This is a genomic window from Aquimarina macrocephali JAMB N27 (assembly GCF_000520995.1).
GTDB lineage: Bacteria > Bacteroidota > Bacteroidia > Flavobacteriales > Flavobacteriaceae > Aquimarina > Aquimarina macrocephali.
Genome location: NZ_JACA01000041.1, coordinates 99,740 through 122,246 on the forward strand (window position 1 = coordinate 99,740; position 22,507 = coordinate 122,246).

The window sequence follows — 22,507 nt, forward strand, 5'->3', positions numbered from 1 at the left end:
AAAACAGGTTTGAAAAGGGGACTAGACCCCAGGTGGATTTTTTGTTACTTCTTGATATTTAGTGATTTAACTTCGTCTCTTGAGCTCACGTCAAGCTTTTTATATAGATTGTTTATGTGAGTTTTTATAGTACTTATACTCACAAACATGGTAGAAGCAATCTCTTTATTAGTCTTGTCATCAAGAATAAGGTCTAATACTTTCTGTTCTTGCTGTGTAAGATTCTTTTCAGAATTATGAGATGTTTTTACCTTTTTCCGGTAGTTCAGGAATTGAAAAATATTAAGTACTATTGCACATGCCAACACTACCCATAACCACAAGTTTTTATATGAAACTTCCTTGGGACTGATCATAAATTTGTCTGAAGCTAGTTCTGCTTCATATCGTTTGGTATATGTACTACTAGGGTATTTTTTTTGTAATCGTTCTAATAGGTTATCATAGTATACATTTTGCTCTAAATCTTCAAGATAATGAGCATACAAATTATTGGATTTATCTGATAAAAAAGCATAAACATAGAGTTCTGTGAGTGGTTCATTTTGATCTTTTACAAAACCTTGTAGTGTGGCAAACCACTTTTTTTCATTGATCTTACGATTAGCTTCACTTCTATATGAGGCAAAGGCAAAACGCATTTCACCTATGATAGAGTCGACCTTGATAAAAGCATTACTTTTTTCATTATTCGAAACAATTTTACAAAACATTTCATTATCAAAAGAAAAAGGTAAGGTAAGAGCATCTGTGTTATTTGCAATAAATAAAATTTCTTTACTGTAAGGACAAAACCCATTAAAATGAATTGGTTTTTTTTCATCTTCAGAACACCCTTCTATATGAATCCTGTACATATGATTTTGTAAAGGAAGATTATCTCCCGAAAAGCTAAAATATCCCATGGAGTCACTTACCGTTTTCTGAATAATCTGTTCGGGATAGACTCCAGATAACTTTCTGTAATCCTCTATCAATGATAAATAAATATCTCCCGACCAGTTTTTTTTATCGACATAACCAGAGAATTCATATTGCGCCAAAAGTATTTTGGGACTGATCAATACGATAAAGTATAGTATTAGAAATGGTAATTTCATGCATTTAAATATTTTTAAAACTTGTTATTGCTAGTTTCATTGTTTTTAATTCTCATGCCAAGTTAAAAATATAGAAATTAATTTTACGGTAATATTGTAACATAATAAAATTGTCGTCTACTTATAAGTATAACATTTAATTTATTTTACATTACAAACTATGAGTATCTGGAGAGTTATATTGGCTATTTTTTTTCCACCGTTATCAATATTAGATAAAGGTTGTGGATCTGTCGTAATAGTATTGTTGTTAACTATTTGTGGTTGGGTGCCAGGAGTAATAGCAGCATTGGTTATACTTAATAATCCAAAATGACAGAAAGCTCTTCTGACTTTTCTGCAGAAAGCAAATATCACGGTAAAAAAACAAAATTATTGTGATGAACCCATAATACAATAATTGTGGCATGCATTTGGTGGTATAAATTCAAATCCAAAATCAAGTCTTTATGATTAGAAAGTTATTTCTGTATGTATTAGTACTCTCCTTAACAGCTTGTTCTTCAGTTAAAAAGTATAATCAACAAATTAGCGAACTCCATAGTCCAGAAGAAATACACGATGATATAGATTTTATATATCGTAAATTACAAAAACTACATCCGGATTTATATTGGTATATAAGTAAGGATTCATTGGATGAAAAAATAAGTACACTAAAGAAAAATATAAAAGAACCTATATCCAGCATTGCATTTTATAAACGATTAGCACCAGTAATTGCTAGTATACGACAGGGGCATACAGCGATCTATCCTCCTTATAAAAAGCAAACAAGAAAAGAGAAAAAAATGAAAGGTAGAAGAAGCTATCCTTTTAAATCATTAGCTTTTCATAGTGTTGACAATAAGGTATATGTCGAAAAGAATTATGAGAAAAAAGATACCCTCGTAGTGGGCTCCGAGATATTGAGTGTTGATCATGAGAAAACAAGCGATCTATTACTGTCTTTTCAAAAACTACATACGGGAGATGGCTATAATAGAACATTTATCCCAAAGTATATTGGTCATGGTTTTGGAGTGTTTTATGCCAGAACACACCAGCAAAAAGATAGTGTGCTAGTGAAGTTAAAAACCGGAGATAGTATTTATTCTCGTTATGTACATGCCGGATATAGTAAAAAGAAAGAAACCGTAAAAAAAGACACTATCACTGTACCAGTAGTAAAGCAAAGCAAAGCAGATAAAAAAATAGCCAGGATAAAGAATAAAGCGGTGCGTAAACAGCATAATAAATATGGTTTTGATACATACAAAAAAGAGTATAATAGAAATTTTAAATTTATAACAACAGATAGTACTTCTGCTATCGCTTATATAAAAATAAGAGGTTTTACGAATGGAAATTATAAGGATTTTTATGAAGAAAGCTTCGCAAAAATAGATTCTGCAACTAGTAAAAACCTCATTATAGACTTAAGAGGAAATCTGGGAGGTAGATTAGCAGAAATAGAAGAACTCTATTCTTATTTAATCGATAAAGAGTATGTGTTTATTGAGAAGGCAAAAATGACTAAACGGTTAAGTTTCTTATATCCGGTTTTTCATACAAAATCCTGGATCGGAAAAACCGGAGCTATATTATTCTCCCCGGTTTTAACCACATACCAGTTTTTTAAGGTTAAAAAAGAAAATGGAGATCCTTATTTTAGATTTAAATATAGTAAACTCAGAAAGCCTAAATCAAATTCGTATACCGGTAAAATTTATGTATTAATAGATGGAGAAAGTTTTTCTGCAAGTAGTATTTTATCTACTCATCTAAAAGCGACCAAACGCGCTACTTTTGTTGGAGAAGAAACAGGTGGAGCATATAACGGTACTATTGCAGGTTTTTTTGCATATATAGAGCTTCCTAATTCTAAGATAAATATGAGAGTGGGGTTAATGAAAATAAATGCACCTCATACTGTAGAGCCCGATGGTTTTGGGATTAAACCAGATGTTTATATCGAAGCAGAAAAAGGGATAGATAAAGAGCTTGAGTGGGTGCTGCAGGACGTGAATAAATAAAATAATAAATATAATATGGTCAAAGAAAGAATAGTTAGAGCGGGTAGAGTAATTATCCTTATTATGATAATAGCCATAACACAAAGTTGTAAAGATGAAAACACATCTTCGCAATCTGAAGCTTTATTAAAGTTATTTAGTTTAAAAACGTCTAATGATTGGGTTATTACAATTCCTGAAACAAATGCTAAATGTAAGATTTCAGAAGTTGATACAGATTCTTTACATGTGGTAAAAGGCGTTTATATTGATGGAGACGAACGAGGAGAAGTTATCGTCGATTATTTAAAAATAACAACCTTAAATCAATCTTCTAAAGATAAACAATATTTTATGGCCCCTTTCAAGGTTTCAAACCAGGGATCAGGTATTTTTAATTATGTAGGTATGTTTGTTTTAGATTATGAAGGTAAAACAATTAGGCAGATTGATTCTTATTTTTTAGGAGATAGAATTATAATAGATTCACTTAAATATAATGGAGACGATACTCTTCAGGTTCAACTTAAAGCGCATTCAGAGCAACAAAGTTTCTCTGAAACTCCTGTAGAGAGTAAAGAATTGGAAGTTAGTGTCAATAAAAATGGTTTTAAGGCTACTAAATAATTAGTATTCTCAAAGAAACTATGTGTAAAACAATAATTACTGCGATAATATATTCTACAGTATATTGTTGTACTTATTAATTTACTTTTATACCATCGATTATTTCTTTAGTTTCTGTTAATTCGATATGTAATATTCCTATTGGTTATCACCTTACGTACAGCCGTTGCCAGAGTAAACCTTACATTATTTGATAATGCCGTTATTCCTGTAAAGCTATAAATATTACCACCCAGGGATGTAGCTCCATAAATTGGAGTTTCGTCATTAAACAAGCCATCATTATCGGTATCTACCAGAAGTCTCAAATAAGGTGTAGTAATACCGCTGAGTCCTGTTAGGTCAAACCTAAGATCAATGCTTCCTACATCGACAGGTGCTCCTAATGTACTAACTTCACTTACTCTCCATACTCGATCTAATCTCGATTGTATACTGGTGGGTATATCTGTTACATTGTTTAAAAGTAGGGCTCCATTATCATGCCCCCACATCAGGAATTCATCGTTACCCAATCCAGATGGGTTTAAAACCCTTATGATACCAGTTCCTTGAGAATCATTATGAAAATTAGCCGCATCAACTCTTCCTATCCCTGCTACATCATGGTCATAATTCCCGGCTGCTATATCATCCTCATTATACACGTTTATAGGGATTAGAATACTTCCGTATTTGGCACTTAAGTAGTTGTCTACAATAATAGTTTGTGCAGCATTAAGACTATTGTTATACAATAATATTTCTAAAAAATCCCCAGTTGCTTCATCAGCACCATTAGAATTTCTACCAATTCTGTCATAAGGAATACCTGCAGTAGTAGAGCCTATATTTAAAACCTGTGTTGCAGCATTTACTCTTACATTAAGATTCGTCGATCCTCCTGCTTTATGGTATGATATTATACTGTTTATACCAAATGGAGAAGCCATTGTCGTAGCATAATCTGCAACTCCATAACGAGTAAAACCAACTCTACTCGTATTAAACCATTGTTCTACTCGTAAAGAAGCAGTTGTGTTATCAAATAAAGAATGAGAATTACCTGTATTAACAGGGTTTATTACAAAATAAGCACTTGCATTAGCAAAAGATCCTGTTATGGTACCGTTCATAAATTGTGCAGTAGCCAAACCAGAATTAAAATTAACAGCATTAAAAGTTCCTGTTGTATTATAAGTTGGCCGATTTGCTCCCGCCTGAGTAAAATTATTGGTATTACCACTATTATCAGACCAGGTGGATATTGCGGTTCCATTAATAGGGTTATCGGTATTATCACCATCAGCATCTATGTCATCGGATTTTAGCCATACCCTTAAAGAAGATGTTCCATCAGATGTTCCTACTCCTCCTGGGCCATTTTGCGCAAACCCAATAAAAGACATAGAAAATAGAAGTCCATATATGTGTAATTGTTTTCTCATTTGATAATTATAGAACTTCTCTTAATTGTTTGTGTGAAGAAAGAATTACAATATTTATACTGAAAAACAAAAATAATTCTACCATTGTTTTCAAATAATAGGTAAAATACAAAAAAAAAGAAACGTGAAAATAATAAATACGATTTTTAAGCAAAAGATTACTAATTCTTAACTCAGAGCTCATTATTTAGAATACTTTATAATATTTAATTTACTTTTACATCACAGATCATAAGTGTGCGGAAAGGCTAAATGCTACCCATAGTTTTAATAAAAAATAGATCTGTTATAATAGGTTGTCCTTGTTTAAATAAATAATAAGAATATATGAAAAGATTTAGTCTTTGTGTGTTAACTATAGTATCATCTTTACTTCTGGTAGGATGTCAATTTTCAGAGAATTTGAATTTGAATGAAGATGGAACAGGAAAAATTACCATAAACTTTGATGGATCAGAGCTTATGAAGATGGGAGAAGGGCAGGTTACAGAAAAGAAAAAAGAAAATGTTGATTCATTAGTAGTTTTTAAAGATTTTTTAGAAGAACATAAAGATAGTATTTCTAAATTATCAAAGGAGATGCAGGAAAGATTGCAGAGATTAAAAGATTATGAAATGCATATGGTAGTAAATTCTGAAGCTCAAGAAATGAATATGGACATGTATAGGAACTTTAAAGATGTTTCAGAATTAGGAGATGTATTTGGGGATTTTAAAATTTCTATGGCTGTAGGAGAAGCAAATAAAGGTTCAGGGGCAGGTAAAATAAACCCCTTAGAAACTATGATGTCTGAAGAAGGAGGGACCAAAGTGAAGTATAGTTTTAAAAACAATAAGTTTAGCAGGATTACAGAGATTATTGATGAAGAGAAGGTGAAAAAAAGTATGGATAGCTTGGAAAAAGCCCGAATGTTTTTAGCTAGTTCTAAATATAAACTAAAGTATACTTTTCCGAGAAAAATAATAAAAATGTCATCTGATAAAGCAACATTTAGTCTTGATATGAAGAGTTTTGTACTAGAAGTCGGGTTTATCGAACTTATGGAAAACCCTAAGATATTGGATGTCGAAGTAGAACTGGAAAATTAAAAAATTATCGTTTCACTTTTTTTTATGATGTATCTTTGTGAACTATGAATAAAAGAATTCAACTCCAGGATATTGGCCGTAAAGATTATAAAGAAACCTGGGAGTATCAAGAAACTCTTTTTAAAGAGATTTTGGATATAAAAATCAAAAACCGAAGAGAAGATGCCGGGCTTAGTACACCAAATTATTTTCTTTTTGTAGAACATCCACATGTATATACTTTAGGTAAAAGTGGGGATATCAGTAATCTGTTATTATCAGAAGAGCAATTAAAAGAAAAAGAAGCTACATTTTATAAAATCAATAGAGGAGGAGATATCACCTATCATGGCCCAGGGCAAATAGTAGGATATCCAATTCTTGACCTCGATAATTTCTTTACCGATATTCATAAATACCTTCGTTTTTTGGAGGAAATGGTTATCCTCACTTTGGCAGAATATGATATTAATGCTACAAGAAGTGAAGGAGAAACCGGAGTATGGATTGATGTAGGTACTCCGTTTGCACGTAAAATCTGTGCTATGGGAGTTCGTGCCAGTCGCTGGGTTACGATGCATGGATTTGCTTTAAATGTTAATGCTAATCTGGGGTATTTTGATCATATTATTCCTTGCGGAATTAAAGATAAAACGGTTACATCATTACAAGTCGAATTAGGAGTAGACCATATAAATGTAGATGAGGTTAAAGAAAAACTGCTAAAACATTTTAAAACACTTTTTGAAGCAGAATTTGTAAAACAAAAAACAGAAATTTAAATCTTCAGTTTTTCATACTAAAAAAATTAATCCGGGGTTTTTATATACAATAACGATCTGATCTTTTTACAAAAGAAATGATTAAAATTATAAATAAAAATGAAGGTATATACTTTTCTTAGTACCCTTATGCTGGTATGCGCATGTAAAACTCAAAACACAGTCGATTCTTCAAAAGAAATAGCGGTTGTTTCTGAATATCAAAATAATAAGGAGTATTGCCCGGAAGGCGGAAACTGTACTATCAAACTTCATAAGAATTCTTCGATGGTACTAAAAAAAGATACCACAGATAGATATTACCCTGTTATCGAAAAAGGAGATGGGATAGTTATCGAATTTAAATTTTTAATCAAAGGACCTGAAGGTACTGCAGATGCAGATTATTCTGAAACGATACATTTAGAAATCAATAAAACTACAGAGACTCTAAGTTTAAAAGGGGAGAAGTTAGAGCAAGTACATTTACTTTTTGGGAAACACTGTTTTTGTAGAGGAGAGGCAGGATATTATAAAGTTAAAGATGGAAATCTGGAGCTTCAAAAATCAAAAGATGAAATCAATATTGATGTATCGTTTAACATACCTGAAGTTTCTCATAAAATCTTCAACATTAAAGAAAAAATAAGGCTTTAATCTGGGTTTAACTTAAAAAAGTAAGCGATGTATTTCTCAATACATCGCTTACCATAATTAACTATTATCGAATATTACTCTTGTACAAATTGAAAAGATTTGTATTTACCTTCACCTCCAGGGTTAAGTTTTAAAATATATAATCCCGATGGTAATGCACTGGTATTGATTGTTTTTTGAACTAATTTACCTTTCATTACAATTTTCCCAAGAATACTTACAACCTCATATGAAGTATCTTTTTTAGAAACGATTACATTTAGTAAGCGATCTTTTCCTACTGGATTAGGGAATGCAGATATTTCTAGTTGTTTTGTAGTCATTGTGCCATCAATGGTTACTAATGATCTTGCAGAAGGACTACCGATTGTAAATGTTGTAGCTTCAGAAGTTCCGAAAGACCCTCCAGAGGCTATTGTAGTTCCTTCTGATGTAAGTGTATAGGAACCATTACCATATGCACAGCAAATTCCATCACCATACGTGTCATTAAGTGTAAAAATATAAGTTCCAGGATCTAAACACTCTGTGATTGTTAATGTTGATCCATCAGGCTGAGTATCATATGTTCCTCCAGACGCAACAACTTGATTGTTACTATCAGCAATTTGCCAGCTTGTCTCTTGTGGGTAATTATCAAAATTAAGAGTTAATAACACATCAGTACAAGTAGTACCTGATCCTCCTCCTTCACCTAAGTTTACATCATCTATTGCCATATCACCTTGCCAGGTAGTACCAGTAACACCATTAAAACGTAATTGTACAGTAGAACCTAAGTATGCACTTAAATCTACAGTTGCAGATTGCCATGAATTTCCTTGATTTCCTGATTTAGACCAAACTGAAGTCCATGTAACACCATTATCATTACTCGCTTCTAATGCTAAGCTACCCATAGTTGAAGCACCATACATATGATATTGGAATGAAAAGTTTGCAGCGGTTTGAGCTGTTAGATCAAAACAAGGAGAATTAAGAATCGCTCTTTTTGTTGAGTAATTAGGTGTAGACGATTCCATATATACATAATAGGTTCCTTCTACAGCACTAGAAGGCCCAGTGTTTCTTGATGGAGTTCCGTTAGCGTCTACAGTCCAGTTAAAATCATCTCCAGTTGCCTGTTTCCATGCTCCAAGAGTATTTTCGAACCCTTCAGTATATGGGAAAGCCGAAATCTCTCCGGTACAAGAAGAACCTCCTGTAGATGGTAAAGTCGTAATATTTACTGTATTACTGGCGCTAGATTCGTTACCCGAAGCATCTTTTGCCTTTACGCTAAAGTTATAAGCAGTATCTGGTGATAATCCGGTAGCCTGATAAGAAGTAGTAGTAACGGTTGTGATCACTGTAGTACCTCTATAAACATCATATCCGCTAACTCCTACATTATCGGTAGAAGCATCCCAGGAAAGATCAACAGTAGTTTTTGTAATATTAGAAGCTGCTAAATTAGCAGGAGCTGTTGGTGCTTGAGTATCTGGTTGTGAAAGCGTAGTTGCATTGGCAGTGTTACTGAAATTAGATTCATTACCCGCTGCATCCTTAGCTTTTACTCTAAAACTATATGATGTATTTGCTGATAACCCGGTCACCTGATGCGAAGTAGAGGTTACTGTTGTAATTACAGTATTCCCTTGATAGATATCATATCCTGTAACTCCCACATTATCTGTAGCAGCATTCCAGTTAAGATCAACAGTAGTTTGTGTGATATTTGAAGCAGCTAAACCATCAGGAGTTGTTGGAGCTTGAGTATCTCCACCGCTTCCTCCAGAGATTTCAAAATTAGCATTAGAAATATCATAGAAAATATGTCCGGATCCTCTAACCATTATTCTGTTCTGTGTTCCTACAGCATTGGGAACAGTGATGCTATGAGAACCATCATTAGGTACTGCAGAAGCAATTGTTGTTGTATATGTATTTCCTCCATCGGTAGATAGTAAAATATCTACGTTTGCCGCATTAATACCATTAGCAGTCGTTCCTGCTACATCCCAGGTAACGGTTTGTGTAGATCCCGAAGCCCAGTTAACATTAGTATTGGGTGCATTAACAACAAAAGGTCCAGCTGCACCTGCAACTGTTATTTTTGAATCGTCGCTGGCACTACTAGCACCACCAGATGCATTATCTCTTACGGTAAGTCTAAAATTCATTGTTCTGCTTACAGAAGGAACAACCTCCCAGGTAGAAGACGTTTGTCCCGAAATAACTGTAGGTAATGCCGGCATATATCTATCAGGCGAAGCAATTGGAGTCAAAGATCTAAAAGCAGGTCCGTTTGTTGACGTAGCAACAGGTGGCATGGTTGCAGGTTGTGCATCCATTTGCTCCCAGCAATACGTAAGATTGTTCCCAGAATTAGCATCAGATCCATTACCTTTTAATACAAATGGTGTCGAAGCCGGGATTGTATAATCCTGTCCTGCATTGGCAGTAGGAGCAGCATTACCAGTATTACTTTGAGCACCACATCTACTGTTTCCCTGTGAAATATTCTGCCACATTTCCTGAATGCTGATCGCATGAAAATAAGCATCACTATTGTTTTGTACGTTTGGAGAACAAATACCAGCATACCCCATAATCGTAGAAGCACTTCCTGGCTCGACAGATGCATTGGATCTCTGGCAACTATTATTTTGAGTGTGATTTCCACCATACTGATGTCCCATTTCATGGGCAACATAATCCACATCATATGCATCTCCGATAGGGCGACCACTTCCTGTGATTCCTCGTGCTTTAGAGTTTGTACAAGGAGATCTAAGCTGTGCCAGTCCTCCTCCTCCTGTGCTAAACGCATGTCCAATGTCATAATTGTTAAAACCTATAGCATTGTCACAAACAGTCTGACTTTCGTTAATTAAAGCATTTGCATTACTGTTACTTAAGTTATCAGTATTTGCATCTAGAAAAATAATATCTGTATTATTATTTACCAATACCATGGTTAAAGCAAGATCTCTTTCAAAAATACCATTTACTCGAGTCATGGTATTATTTACAGCAGAAAGTACAGCTTCTTTTTTTACCTGATCAGAGGCACTAGAGCTGATTCCCTGATTATTTATATGAAATTGTGAATATTCTCCAGTACATGCGATAGCTAGTCTAAACGTTCTTAACTTACCGTCATTAGCATTTTTTAAAGCATTGAATTGCTGATTAGAAAAGTTTGATTTAACGTTTTCTTCAACAAGGCACTCAAAATTATTAGGATCGGCAGGTAAGTCTGATTTAGCATAACAGATATAACTTCCCTTATCTTTTGTATAAGGATCGATATAAATGGTCGAATGATTTCCAGAAGTTATCATTGCATGTAAACCAATTTTCGAGAAACTAAATCTGGCAATAGATGTAGGATCATCAATCCCATAACCGACAAAAGATTGGATACTGGGAAATCGTTTTGCGAGTCCTTCTTCAAGAACAGAAGCTTCAAGAATTCTAAATTTTTGAAGTACTCCTTTTGCAGTTGGGAGTTGGATTACAATACTTGAACTTTTTTGCTGCACTCTTGATGGCGTACGTTGCAAGATAGATCTTAACTCTGTAGTGTTTAAGTTAAATAATTGATACTTAGTTGGAGTTGTTTTTCTAAGTTCTTTGGATTTGGCTTGTGCTTTTGCAGGAGATACGGGACTCCATAGTTGTGCATTAACACTAATACTCACTAAAAAGAACGCGAGCACCAGTATTTTGTTAAAAATACTTGTTTTCATAATTGAGTTTGATTTGTGTTAGTAAAATTTGTGTCGTTGGCTGTACAACTCCTGATAATGAAGTTTAGTGCCTATGAAATGATATTTAACATAAAATAATAATAACTTGTGTGAAATCTTAATTTAATGTTAAATAAAATGCATTAGTTTATTTCTGTAATGTAGTATGGTGAAAATCGGTAAAATCTTACGTATTATAGCGTTACATGTAAAGTGAATTCTGTGAATAGAAAATCCAAAATCTAAATTTTAGATTTTCTATTATTGTTATTTTTTTAACAATGGATTAATTTATTTGGTAGATGAGCACGCCATTTTCTTCTCCCTGAACTACAAATTCTAGATTAGGATCTTTATCCATATTGCCTAAACTTAGTACAGAATTACCGTATACTGGGAAATTAGGAAATAACTCAGCATTGCTATCGTATAAGTATACTTTTTTGGCTTGTATATCTGTAATGGTAACGTAAATCTTATTATTAATAAAATAGAGTTTAGGTTCTGTATACACTCCAAAATCGAGTTCAAGGGTTTTGCCTTTTATGGTAAGTTTATTTTCAGAAAAAGTAACCAGGGTTTTATTGGTAGCTACCATTCTATTATCCTCGTGTAAACTTAGATTTTGTTCTACAGCATTGCCATCATTTTGTACTTGAATTAATTTTCCGCTTTTGGTGGTGGATGTAAATTTGTTCAGATATTGATACCATTCATTTTTAGAAAAATCAACTTTTTCTTTTACATTAACTCGTGGTTTACCCAGTCGATCCAGGATCGTTAACTTTCCATTTTTTTCGGGAAGTAAAATATAATCTTTGGTCCCGATTCTAATATGTTTCGGCGGTAAAATAAGATCTGTTTCTGTGTTTTTAAACCTAAATCCAGTTACAGCTTTTGCTTCAGCATCAAACATTTTTATTTCATTACCCTGGGTAATAACAATACGGTAACGTTTGCTTTTGTCATAATCAAATAACGCAAGTGGTTGTGTAATTGGTTTTTCAAATGTCTTAGGATATGGTTTTACATCTTTTCCATCACGATCAATCAGGTACATGGTATTAGCAGTACTAAATAATAGTTGATATCTGCCATTTTTGTAGATATCTATTTGTTGAATATCGCCGAGTATTTCACCGTCGATTTGTTTTTTCCAGAAAATAGCACCTTTATCAGAAATTAGATACATGTTGTTTTCGATATCCTGTACAGCTACATCCATACCTTTGGTTCTGTGGTTTTTAACAAGAATGGGTCTGGTTAGTACCTTATTCTCCAACGTAGTTGATGCAGTTTGCGTTACAGATGTTGCCGCTCCTTTAGCCCTGTTTTTTTGTAAGATGCTATGTACATGAGCAAAATCATTTTCTTTTATAACCTGTACTATTCCTATTTGATATCCTTTATCTTTAAGAGCTTCCCATTGTGATGAATATTCTTCTTCAACATTTTCAGAGATATATTCTTTTATGTTTTTGATATTACCTGCTATTAATATCGAAGATTCATCAGATAAATCTTTTATAATTGTTTTGTAATACTCTTGATCATGGAGTAATGTCTGATTCAGAATATTGGCAATAACATCTCTAAGAGCTTTGGTAGAAGATCCGAAAATGATAAAGTCATCCCTAACAAAATAATATTTGGCATCAAAATCGTTAACCAAAGGATTAAGGATTTGAGAAAAAGCAGAGGAGCCTTTATAACTGTATATAGGTGTATTTCTATAGGTATCTATTTTGTCTCCTGCCAAACTCTCTTGAACAGTTTCGGGACTTAGAGAATTTAGAACTAATATATTTTCTTTGTCCAGAAAAATCATGCCTATTTCAGAAACACCTGATAATATATCGTCAAGATCCCCAGGGATATCTTCTAATTCCCTGTCCTGCGCTATAGATAGATTTTTTTTCAATACATCAAAATCATCATAAGTATAAGAGATAAACCCTTTTGCGGTAACAGGTGTAACTTTTGAAATCTTATTTTCCTGAGCGATAGTGTTGTCAAAAATCCCAATGGTACTGGATAGCGAATCTTTTTCTATAGCAATACCATCCAGATACATTGCATCTTGACCTATAGTGGCATCGGCAGATATCCAACCACTAAAATTTTGTAAGCTTTCCAGTTCTGTATTAGGTAGTAAAGCATTGTGAATGTTTTGTAGTTTTTTTCCGTTAACCAACACAGATAGTGTGTTTTCTGTACCAGAAACTTCATATACTTTTTGTAAATCTTTATCAATAGGAATTGGAGCGGTTTGCATTCGTATTGCATTTTCGATCAATAATTGAGACGAAGAGGCAATAAGCAAACTATCCTGTCTAGTGGCAAAAAATGATTTTCCTTTTGATGTAACCTTATAAATGGTATTCTCCGAATAATTTATAGTTTCAATTTGTTTTGTGTTAAGTGAATCGGTATTGATTACAGAAGGGTCAAATTTTGAAATATACGTATACTCATAATCATTTTTCCCTAGTGGAGAGAAACATAAAATACTCTCAGTTTGATGTGTTTGATCCAGGATAGACAAGTTTTTGAAGTATTCAAAAAAAGCGATCTGGTTATTGTTTTTGATAAAATTGTTATCTCTTAATTTACTGGCAGCTCCTTCAAGGTCATTGATTTTTATAATGATTTGAGTGTCTCTTGGGATGTGATCCAATAAAGAATTTGATTTTTTCGATGTATCGTCACAAGAAATAGCAATAAAAACTAAGAGAACTGCAACTATTTTTTTCATTATGCCGATGCGTTTTATATTCCTGAATTCAGTTGTCAAAATAAAAAAGTTCAATTTCCTGGTTTGCAAAATAGATATTCTTGTTTAATGATAGAAATATAATTGGAGTTTTTCTCCTGTAAGCCTCAAAGATATAATTATTTAAGATCTAGTGTAAGTTGTTCTGGTAATAACCTAAAGCTTTTCCTGTGATATTTGGTAATACCATATTTACGAATGGCATCTCGATGTTCTACTGTTGGGTATCCTTTATTTTTTTTCCAGTTGTACATAGGGAACTCTTCATGTATTTTTTCCATAAACTCATCACGATATGTTTTTGCCAATACAGAGGCTGCTGCAATGTTTAAATATTTTCCATCTCCCTTAATAACGCAAGTATAGGGTGTATTATGATATGGCTTAAATCTGTTTCCGTCTACAATGATATGTTCTGGTTGAGGTTTTAACTGCTCTATTGATCTTTGCATAGCCAAAATAGAAGCATTCAAAATATTAATCTCATCAATCTCTTCCATAAAAATATGTGTCACACCATAGGTCAAAGAGGAGTCTTCTATTATGGGTTTTAATTGGTTTCTTTTGATTTCGGTAAGTTGTTTAGAATCATTAAGAACCGAATTATTGAAATCATCAGGTAAGATTACGGCAGCTGCTGTGACCGGACCTGCCAGGCATCCTCGTCCGGCTTCATCGGTACCACATTCGAGAAGATCAGGATTTAGTTTTAATGTAAGCATAATACGAAGATACAGTATGCATAGAATACCTAAAAACAATTTTTCGAAATTGATGAAAAAGTTAACTTATAGGTTAGAATTTTATGATGAGGATTTTAATTACATAGAATATAACATTTTATAAGCGCCAGTGGATTACACTTAAAAATGTAGCGAAGCGTTATATTCTGCAGGAGTTAGAAACTGGAATAGATTTTCTAATACATAAACCAAATTATACAAACAATGAGTAGCATTTACTTTCGTTAAAAAAGTATATTTTTGCCACAGTTTAGCATTCTAATGAGAAAAAACATAATATTTATAGTTGCACTTTTATCGGCTTCGGTGATTTGGGCGCAAAGAGACCAGGAGAGAGTAGGTGATTCTAATCTAGGTGGGGATGGATCTCAAGAACCCAGAAAATCGTTAAGACAACCAAAGACTAAAAAAAAGAAGCCACCGGTTACAGAATATAAGATCATAACAATAAAAAGTGATACGACATATCTGGATACAACATTGACCATACAAAAGGATTATAAGTTCAATTATCTGCGTAAAGATGATTTTGAGTTACTTCCTATTCATAATGTTGGGCAAACCTATAATAGTTTAGCCAAGCAAGAAGAAAGAGATCATATATTACCACTAATGGGGGCCAGAGCCAGGCATTTCAATTTTATGGAAGCCGAGGATATAGTATATTATCAGGTACCTACTCCTCTTACCGAGTTGTATTTTAAAACCACCTTTGAGCAAGGACAGCAATTAGATGCCTTTTTTACGGTAAATACTTCACCAAGACTTAATCTTTCGATTGCTTATAAAGGTGTACGATCATTAGGGAAATATCAACATGCTTTAACAAGTACAGGTAATTTTAGAGCTACAGCTAATTATTCGACCAAAAATGAACGATATAAAGTGCGCACACATTTTGTGTCACAAGATTTGCTTAATGAAGAAAATGGAGGATTATCAGAAGAAGGGTTAAATCAATATTTGGCGAGAGGAGAATTTGTTGGAGAAAGTAGTGAATTTTCTGATAGAGGATCAGTATCTGTTAATTTTGAAAATGCAGAAAGTATATTGCTCGGAAAACGATTTTATCTAAATCATCAATACGCAATATTTAAAAAAACAGATAGTTCTTCTACAGCCTTGTCGGTAGGACATATTATGGATCTTACAGATAAGAGATTTAAATATGATCAGGCAGCAATTGCTCCTAATAATCTTTTGGGAGCGTCCTATGTAACTGCAAATATTGCAGATAATGTAGCTCTAGAAGATTTTAGTAACCAGGTGTATGTGGATTTTACAAATAAATGGCTGGGAAATTTACGTGTACTAGGAGGAAGCTCTAATTATAACTACGGGTATAATGCGATTGTAAATCAGGTAAACAGTTCTGGTGCTCAAATAAATATAACCAATCGTATTAAAGGAGATATATATTCTGTTGGGGGTGAGTATAAGAATACATATAAAGGATTTCAGCTATTTGCCGATGGGATGACTATTGTTTCTGGTGACTTTACAGGAAATTATTTTAATGCAGGTGCAGGATATGATCTTAATGAAAACTATGGTATTCGAGCCAAAATAAGTTCTAAATCTGTTGCGCCAAATTATAATTTTCTACTCTACCAAAGTGATTATGTAAACTATAACTGGCAAAATAATTTTGATAATACCGAAACTCAAAAAATACAAGTTAATATTAAAGCCAGGAAAATTGCCGAGATAGAAGCGAGCTATGCTACGATTAGTAAGTATGCCTATTTTGCAAAAGATGCAAATTCTGCAATTGTCCCTCTACAAGCTCCAGAAAGTATTGATGTATTGAAAGTAAAACTTACACAAGGACTTAAATACTGGAAACTAGGTCTTGATAATACCGTGATGTACCAAGATGTTCAGGGAGGAGATCAGATATATAATGTGCCGGAAATAACAACCAGAAACAGCTTGTATTATCATGATCATTGGTTTAAAAAAGCATTGTATTTACAAACAGGGGTAACCTTTAAATATTTTACAAGCTATAAAGCAGATGCATATGATCCTGTTTTGTCAGAGTTTTATGTTCAAAATATCGAAGAGATAGGTGGTTATCCGCAGTTTGATATCTTTTTTAATGCTAAGGTGCGACAGACAAGAATCTTTTTTAAAGTCGAAAATTTTGGCGAAGCCTTTAGGCAGAACAACGAGTTTTCTGCACCGGGATATGCAACACGTGATGCTGTATTGCGTTTCGGTTTGGTTTGGAATTTCTTTTTGTAAGCGTTTATGAATAAAGAGGAAATAATTGACTTAATTAGTGAGGAATATTCTCTTTTAACCTCTGATTGTAAATCAGAATTATCAAATAACTCCAGAATAGTAACCCCAGAAAAGAATACAATTCTTGTTAAGGAAGGGCAATTCTCTGATAAAACATTCTTTATAATAAAGGGATGTGCAAGAGCATACTATCTAAAGGACGGTAGAGATATTTCTGACTGGTTTGCTTTTGAAAATGATTTTATATGTTCAATAAATAGCTTCTTCCTTAATATTCCAAGTCCTCATTTTATCGAAGTACTAGAAGATTCTTTACTATTAGAAATATCAAGAGAAAATGTAGAAAAACTATCAGATAAATATTCTGATTTTGAACGTCTAAATAGAATTGTGGTCACAAAAACCATGCTACAGCAACAAGAACGAATTGTATCAATCCAATTTCAATCGGCAGAACAGAAATATGAAAATATATTGTCTATTTATCCAAATGTCACCCAAAGAATACCTTTAACACATATCGCCTCATATATTGGAATTACACTAGAAACATTAAGCAGAATAAGAAAACCTAAAAAAGCGAATTTGATATAAATCAAATGATACGATATAATTTAGATTCACCTTTGTGAAAAAACAATGAGACGAATTCATTATATCTCAGGGATAACAATTACAATTTTTATAAGTTTTCATTTGTTTAACCATGGTTATAGTCTTTTTGGAGTAGAGGAGCACATCCAATTAATGGATAAATTTCGTTTGGTTTATAGAAATGTATTTGCCGAAACTTTTTTGTTGATCGCGGTATGTGTTCAAATTTTTTCTGGGATACAACTATTTTTGAAGAGAAGAAAAAACACCACTGGTTTTTTTGAAAAACTACAAGTATGGAGCGGATTATATCTAGCCGTTTTCTTTCTGTTTCATCTTGGAGCAGTATTCTCAGGGAGATTATTTTTAGATTTAGATACCAATATCTACTTTGGAATAGCGGGATTGAATACTTTTCCGATAAATTTATTTTTCATCCCCTATTATGGGTTTGCTATATTTTCATTTTTTGGTCATATTTCGACCATTCATTATGCCAAAATGAAAAATAACATATTGGGGATTACACCTAAAAAACAATCTGTTTTAATACTTGTACTTGGTGTTATATTAACACTGGTACTATTTTATGGATTAACAAATGGATATAAGGGAATTGAAATACCAAAAGAATACCATATTTTGATAGGAAAATAGAGTACGAACACACAATACTAAACAAAAGAGACCGAAAAGAATACGATAAAAATTGATCTATGAATGTGTATGTATGTATAGCAGGAATTCTGTGTTTTCTCTTAGGAATTGTTCACTCAATTCTTGGAGAATATTTGATTTTTAATAGCAAAAGGAATAAAGGAAGCTTGGTTCCGTCAAAAAAAAGCGAAGCATTAAAAGAAAGGCACTTAAGGATATTATGGGCAACCTGGCATTTAGCTTCAGTTTTTGGTTGGGGTATCGGAGCGATATTGATCAAAATTTCAGCAGAACAAAATGAGCTAGATTCAACTAGTATTGGTTTTATAATTCAGCCAATCATATATACAATGTTTTTGTCATCTCTTTTGGTTTTAGTAGGAACTAAAGGAAAACACCCGGGATGGGTAGTTCTTTTAATAATCGGGATATTATTAGTGATTGGAAACTGATCAAAAACAGTGGGATACTATAGTATACTAGATTGCATGACCTGGGTTTAATTAAAACTGTCAAAAAACGGGGCCACGAAATCTGATTTTGTGAGATCGTTTTGGTATTTTTAGAAACGTTTATTAAAATGTGTGCAAAAATACATAATGAGTATATGCCTACCAGTACATATATATTATTGTAATAGTGCATTTGAGAAAAATGAAAACCGAGAAAGAAATTATAAAAGAATTAAAAACAAAATGGAAAATAAATCCATTCGATTTTTGGATTCCTCTTTCCGGAGTAACTGAAGAAAACACTTGCTATTTTGATAGCTTTGAATTCAATGAAAAATTTGGTTTTGACAAATTAAATAGAATTTATAACAACCTGAAAACCGGAAGGATTTATGAATTCACTTATCCTAAAGAAACTAAAGTTATTGATAAACTGAACATAGTTGATTTTTCTGGAGATGATACTTTTTACGTTGATGAAAATGTGAGCTTTGTGATTTATTACACTCACGAACGAACTATTGCTTTTGCTGGAATAGAATTGATAAATCAAATAAAAGAAGAATGGGTTGAATTTGAAAAATTCATTAATCCTTGGGAAAGAGATAACTCAATTGATATAGAACTTGAACTTGAGAAAAGAATCCCAATATGGAATTCGATTTCTGAATTTTATTTAGATACGGAATTACAAGACGAGAATTACGAATCGATAACTACTATTTTTTTAAATTCTGATTTACATATTTCGGAATTAAAAGAAATTGACTTGTATGAAGTTTTTCCTGTATTAAAAGGAAATTTAATGAGTATTGCCGGAGAATGGAATGGTTTTGACGAAAAATGGCTAAATGAATCTTGTACAAAAGCATATTTAAAAAGAAAGAATAGTCTTTTCAGATGGAAAACAAAATTGTACAATCGATTTTTATATTCTATGAGAAAAGATCATTGGACCGAAATAGAAAACCGAATAAAAATGCACTACAACAATGGCTATTAGTCTGGCATTGTAAAACATTAAACGAACTCTTGAATCTTAAAATGAAATTTACAATTGATATTAATAACCCTTCTTAATATTGCAATATTCCAAGGAATAGTTTTAGGGATAATTATTTTAAAATCTCCCCTATTCAAAAGTAAAGCAAATAAGTACTTGGCTTACGCCATTTTTTCACTTTCACTTTCTCTACTCAATTCTGTTCTTGATGATACTGGGATATATAATACTATACCGTTTCTACGCTTTATTGATATTATAGATTCAGGCATTCTTTTTCCTTTTTTTATTTTTTTATATGTTGTTCATCAAATTGACCACCCGGTTAAAAATTCTAGAAAAAGAATATGGTTATTCACACCTTATCTATACTCCCTGATTTCTAGTATTCTCGATGTAGATATAATTGCCAATTCACTTCGAATTCCATTTGAGTACCAGCTTTTAATGGATATTATTGAACTCATGATAATCATTTTATTTATCCCTGGTATTTTAATCTACACTTATACTTTTATTAAGTTTTCGAATAACACCAAAGAAAAAAGATGGCTTACCAATCTATGGTTTTTGGCTTCTGTATTATTTAGTTCTTGGATTTTTGCTGTACTTTCTGACGCATTTTTAGGTTATGATTCTGCTCCTGTTATGAAGATTCTTACCGTGTTTGCTACATTTTTAATACACTGGACAAGTTACTTTGGCATTTTTAAATTTAGACTAGCCAAAGATCAGGAAGAAATTAGGGCATTGATAACTAAACAAAAAAATGATAGCACGATGCAAGTTGTCACCGATGTTACACTATCCAAAACATCTGACACAAAAAAAATAGAATCTTTTACTAAAGAAAATTCTTATTTTAAAAAACTTGAAGGTCTTTGTATTAATGACCAAATTTATAGGGATAGTACATTAGACAGAGATAAAGTGGCTGAACAATTAGGTATAAGTCCTGGCTATGTTTCTCAGCTTGTAAATACAATTACAGGAGATAATTTTTCAACCTATATCAACCGTCATCGAGTTGAAGCAATCAAGAACCTAATTTTAGATTCTGAGTTTGATAATTATAACCTTTTGGCTATTGGATTAGAATGTGGTTTTTCTTCAAAGTCAACTTTTCATAATGCTTTCAAAAAAATAACGGGTACTACACCAAATGCTTATCGAAAAAAATATAAATAAGTGCGGATTTATTCAATTTTAAGGTATTGAAACCCTAAAAAGTCATACTTCATATAGGTTTGCAGAGAAATAATTACAAATACGTTTCTTTAAATCAAAATATATGAAAATTAAAACAATGACTATTATTGCATCAATTTGCAGTATAATTTTTTCAAGTTGTAGTAATGATGACGATTCAATCGATACTCCAAAAACACTCAAAGATGATATAGAGAATCAAGAATTCGTTAAAATCATTGAAGATAACGTTTCAGACTTACCAAAAAATGTTCAAATCGCCATAGCGGTTATAGATAATGAATCTACAGAATACATTGGTGTTTATAATAATAATAGTGTATTAAGAGGAACCGATAATACAGACAAAATATTTGAAATCGGATCAATAACAAAGGTGTTTACAGGTATATGCTTATCAAAATTAGTGAGTACCAATAATGCAATATTAACAGAAACATTACAAAGTCAATTTGCTTTTCCGCTACTGAATGGTGGTGATATTAACTTATTACAGTTGGCTAATCATACTTCTGGATTGCCTCGTTTGCCTACCAATATCGATGAGGTTGTTGGATTTAATAGTAATGATCCATATGCAGATTATACTATAAATCATTTAGAAAGCTACTTACAAAATCATGTTGCTTTAAATTCGGTCAGTGGTGCGCAATACGAATACTCGAATTTAGGTATGGGAATGCTAGGGGACATTTTATCTAAAAAAGCGAACACATCTTATGAGGAGTTACTACAAAGTCAGATTTTTGAGCCATTACAAATGACTAATTCAACCACGCTTTTAGAAAATGTAGATGCAACAAAATTAGTAACAGGACGAGATGAAAATGATAACGCAGTTCCACATTGGAATTATACAGATGTATCGACAGCAGGGGCATCCATAAAATCTTCAGTAATTGATTTAGAAAAATTTGTACGTAAGAATTTTGAGAATGATTTGGTTTATAACTTACCGCAAGAAACAACATTTGAAATTGCACCAGGTTTTTCTGTAGGGCTAGGATGGCATATTTTAGAAGTTGATGATTTTAAAATATTAAATCATAATGGTGGTACTAGTGGCTTCAGTTCTGAATTAAAAGTGGACAAGAATAATAAAAAGGCTGTAATTGTATTAGCCAATGTTTCTGGTCTAACAGATACTTATTCAAAAAAAATAAGCGAGTTAGCGACTTCGTTATTCGAAAATATATCTCTTCAATAAAAATATTTATAACACCAATTGGTCTGCATAAATAAGTACGAATTTGTCCAATGTTAAGGTATTGAAACCTTAAATATACTTAATGCGTATATGTTTGCCATCAAAATAAATTAAACATTAAAATGAATTTAAAACAAGATCTAATTATTGCGATTATTTTTTTATGTGTTACGGCTATGCAAGCAAAGACTACAGAAAAATGTGCTGCAAAAAACTCATCATTAACCACTTTATTTGGTTGTAAATAAAAACAA

The 22,507-nt window shown here is 32.5% G+C and carries 18 protein-coding genes; 13 read left to right on the top strand and 5 right to left on the bottom strand.

The features are described 5' to 3' along the window. Positions 1–44 precede the first annotated feature (44 nt). Positions 45–1,100 (bottom strand): response regulator transcription factor, encoded by a 1,056-nt coding sequence (locus Z054_RS0120390; protein ID WP_024771889.1) that lies wholly within the window; start codon positions 1,098–1,100, stop codon positions 45–47. A gap of 160 nt (positions 1,101–1,260) precedes the next feature. Here Z054_RS0120390 and Z054_RS31085 point away from each other — a divergent pair, with 160 nt between their 5' ends. From Z054_RS31085 to Z054_RS0120405, 3 genes are all read left to right on the top strand, one after another. Further along, a complete protein-coding gene (locus Z054_RS31085) occupies positions 1,261–1,416 on the top strand; it encodes a YqaE/Pmp3 family membrane protein (protein ID WP_074410361.1) in 156 nt (51 codons plus the stop codon). 133 nt (positions 1,417–1,549) lie between these two features. After that, entirely contained in the window at positions 1,550–3,115 is a 1,566-nt protein-coding gene (locus Z054_RS0120400) for a S41 family peptidase (protein WP_024771890.1), read from the top strand. 15 nt (positions 3,116–3,130) lie between these two features. Beyond that, positions 3,131–3,721: a hypothetical protein gene (locus tag Z054_RS0120405; RefSeq protein WP_024771891.1), complete on the top strand. Its 591-nt coding sequence runs from the start codon at positions 3,131–3,133 to the stop codon at positions 3,719–3,721. A gap of 107 nt (positions 3,722–3,828) precedes the next feature. On the opposite strand, the gene Z054_RS0120410 is transcribed toward Z054_RS0120405, so the two are convergent. Then, positions 3,829–5,148 (bottom strand): hypothetical protein, encoded by a 1,320-nt coding sequence (locus Z054_RS0120410; RefSeq protein WP_152538627.1) that lies wholly within the window; start codon positions 5,146–5,148, stop codon positions 3,829–3,831. Between the two features lie 327 nt (positions 5,149–5,475). Between Z054_RS0120410 and Z054_RS0120415 the strand changes: the two genes are divergently transcribed. The 3 genes from Z054_RS0120415 (at position 5,476) to Z054_RS0120425 (ending at position 7,634) form a co-directional block, all read left to right on the top strand. Then, positions 5,476–6,237 carry a hypothetical protein gene (locus Z054_RS0120415; RefSeq protein WP_024771893.1) on the top strand — a complete coding sequence of 254 codons (762 nt, stop codon included), beginning with the start codon at positions 5,476–5,478 and terminating at the stop codon, positions 6,235–6,237. Between the two features lie 44 nt (positions 6,238–6,281). Further along, complete coding sequence (lipB, locus tag Z054_RS0120420) at positions 6,282–6,998, top strand: lipoyl(octanoyl) transferase LipB (RefSeq protein ID WP_024771894.1); 717 nt, start codon at positions 6,282–6,284, stop codon at positions 6,996–6,998. 99 nt (positions 6,999–7,097) lie between these two features. Beyond that, positions 7,098–7,634 (top strand): hypothetical protein, encoded by a 537-nt coding sequence (locus Z054_RS0120425; RefSeq protein WP_024771895.1) that lies wholly within the window; start codon positions 7,098–7,100, stop codon positions 7,632–7,634. Positions 7,635–7,708: 74 nt separating this feature from the next. Here Z054_RS0120425 and Z054_RS30475 read toward each other — a convergent pair whose 3' ends face one another. The 3 genes from Z054_RS30475 to Z054_RS0120440 all read right to left on the bottom strand — a co-directional run bounded on the left by Z054_RS30475 (position 7,709) and on the right by Z054_RS0120440 (position 14,863). Next, entirely contained in the window at positions 7,709–11,368 is a 3,660-nt protein-coding gene (locus Z054_RS30475) for a reprolysin-like metallopeptidase (RefSeq protein ID WP_024771896.1), read from the bottom strand. Between the two features lie 286 nt (positions 11,369–11,654). Further along, positions 11,655–14,123, bottom strand: coding sequence for a hypothetical protein (locus Z054_RS0120435; RefSeq protein WP_024771897.1), 2,469 nt, complete (start codon positions 14,121–14,123; stop codon positions 11,655–11,657). A gap of 137 nt (positions 14,124–14,260) precedes the next feature. After that, positions 14,261–14,863, bottom strand: coding sequence for a ribonuclease HII (locus Z054_RS0120440; RefSeq protein ID WP_024771898.1), 603 nt, complete (start codon positions 14,861–14,863; stop codon positions 14,261–14,263). Between the two features lie 282 nt (positions 14,864–15,145). Here Z054_RS0120440 and Z054_RS0120445 point away from each other — a divergent pair, with 282 nt between their 5' ends. The 7 genes from Z054_RS0120445 (at position 15,146) to Z054_RS28960 (ending at position 22,253) form a co-directional block, all read left to right on the top strand. Beyond that, positions 15,146–17,131 (top strand): putative porin, encoded by a 1,986-nt coding sequence (locus Z054_RS0120445; protein ID WP_024771899.1) that lies wholly within the window; start codon positions 15,146–15,148, stop codon positions 17,129–17,131. Positions 17,132–17,137: 6 nt separating this feature from the next. Next, on the top strand, positions 17,138–17,725 hold the full coding sequence (locus Z054_RS0120450) for a Crp/Fnr family transcriptional regulator (protein WP_024771900.1): 588 nt from the start codon (positions 17,138–17,140) through the stop codon (positions 17,723–17,725). Positions 17,726–17,770: 45 nt separating this feature from the next. Further along, positions 17,771–18,382, top strand: a complete 612-nt coding sequence (locus Z054_RS0120455; protein ID WP_024771901.1) for a hypothetical protein — start codon at positions 17,771–17,773, stop codon at positions 18,380–18,382. A gap of 59 nt (positions 18,383–18,441) precedes the next feature. Continuing rightward, complete coding sequence (locus tag Z054_RS28950) at positions 18,442–18,834, top strand: hypothetical protein (RefSeq protein WP_035092867.1); 393 nt, start codon at positions 18,442–18,444, stop codon at positions 18,832–18,834. A gap of 202 nt (positions 18,835–19,036) precedes the next feature. Continuing rightward, the gene (locus tag Z054_RS32345) at positions 19,037–19,837 is read left to right on the top strand and encodes a DUF7079 family protein (protein WP_024771902.1); all 801 of its coding nucleotides are present in this window, start codon (positions 19,037–19,039) and stop codon (positions 19,835–19,837) included. Positions 19,838–19,993: 156 nt separating this feature from the next. After that, positions 19,994–21,025, top strand: a complete 1,032-nt coding sequence (locus Z054_RS0120470; RefSeq protein WP_241461434.1) for a helix-turn-helix domain-containing protein — start codon at positions 19,994–19,996, stop codon at positions 21,023–21,025. Between the two features lie 103 nt (positions 21,026–21,128). Further along, a complete protein-coding gene (locus Z054_RS28960; RefSeq protein ID WP_024771904.1) occupies positions 21,129–22,253 on the top strand; it encodes a serine hydrolase domain-containing protein in 1,125 nt (374 codons plus the stop codon). Positions 22,254–22,507: the final 254 nt, after the last annotated feature.

Excerpts from the sequence above, each read along its gene's own strand:
- Z054_RS0120450 (WP_024771900.1), top strand. The coding sequence starts at position 17,138 with ATGAATAAAGAGGAAATAATTGACTTAATTAGTGAGGAATATTCTCTT.
- Z054_RS0120410 (WP_152538627.1), bottom strand. The coding sequence starts at position 5,148 with ATGAGAAAACAATTACACATATATGGACTTCTATTTTCTATGTCTTTT.
- Z054_RS0120390 (WP_024771889.1), bottom strand. The coding sequence starts at position 1,100 with ATGAAATTACCATTTCTAATACTATACTTTATCGTATTGATCAGTCCC.
- Z054_RS0120400 (WP_024771890.1), top strand. The coding sequence starts at position 1,550 with ATGATTAGAAAGTTATTTCTGTATGTATTAGTACTCTCCTTAACAGCT.
- Z054_RS0120415 (WP_024771893.1), top strand. The coding sequence starts at position 5,476 with ATGAAAAGATTTAGTCTTTGTGTGTTAACTATAGTATCATCTTTACTT.
- Z054_RS30475 (WP_024771896.1), bottom strand. The coding sequence starts at position 11,368 with ATGAAAACAAGTATTTTTAACAAAATACTGGTGCTCGCGTTCTTTTTA.
- Z054_RS0120405 (WP_024771891.1), top strand. The coding sequence starts at position 3,131 with ATGGTCAAAGAAAGAATAGTTAGAGCGGGTAGAGTAATTATCCTTATT.
- Z054_RS28950 (WP_035092867.1), top strand. The coding sequence starts at position 18,442 with ATGAATGTGTATGTATGTATAGCAGGAATTCTGTGTTTTCTCTTAGGA.
- Z054_RS28960 (WP_024771904.1), top strand. The coding sequence starts at position 21,129 with ATGAAAATTAAAACAATGACTATTATTGCATCAATTTGCAGTATAATT.
- lipB (WP_024771894.1), top strand. The coding sequence starts at position 6,282 with ATGAATAAAAGAATTCAACTCCAGGATATTGGCCGTAAAGATTATAAA.
- Z054_RS31085 (WP_074410361.1), top strand. The coding sequence starts at position 1,261 with ATGAGTATCTGGAGAGTTATATTGGCTATTTTTTTTCCACCGTTATCA.
- Z054_RS0120425 (WP_024771895.1), top strand. The coding sequence starts at position 7,098 with ATGAAGGTATATACTTTTCTTAGTACCCTTATGCTGGTATGCGCATGT.
- Z054_RS0120455 (WP_024771901.1), top strand. The coding sequence starts at position 17,771 with ATGAGACGAATTCATTATATCTCAGGGATAACAATTACAATTTTTATA.
- Z054_RS0120440 (WP_024771898.1), bottom strand. The coding sequence starts at position 14,863 with ATGCTTACATTAAAACTAAATCCTGATCTTCTCGAATGTGGTACCGAT.
- Z054_RS0120435 (WP_024771897.1), bottom strand. The coding sequence starts at position 14,123 with ATGAAAAAAATAGTTGCAGTTCTCTTAGTTTTTATTGCTATTTCTTGT.
- Z054_RS32345 (WP_024771902.1), top strand. The coding sequence starts at position 19,037 with ATGAAAACCGAGAAAGAAATTATAAAAGAATTAAAAACAAAATGGAAA.
- Z054_RS0120445 (WP_024771899.1), top strand. The coding sequence starts at position 15,146 with ATGAGAAAAAACATAATATTTATAGTTGCACTTTTATCGGCTTCGGTG.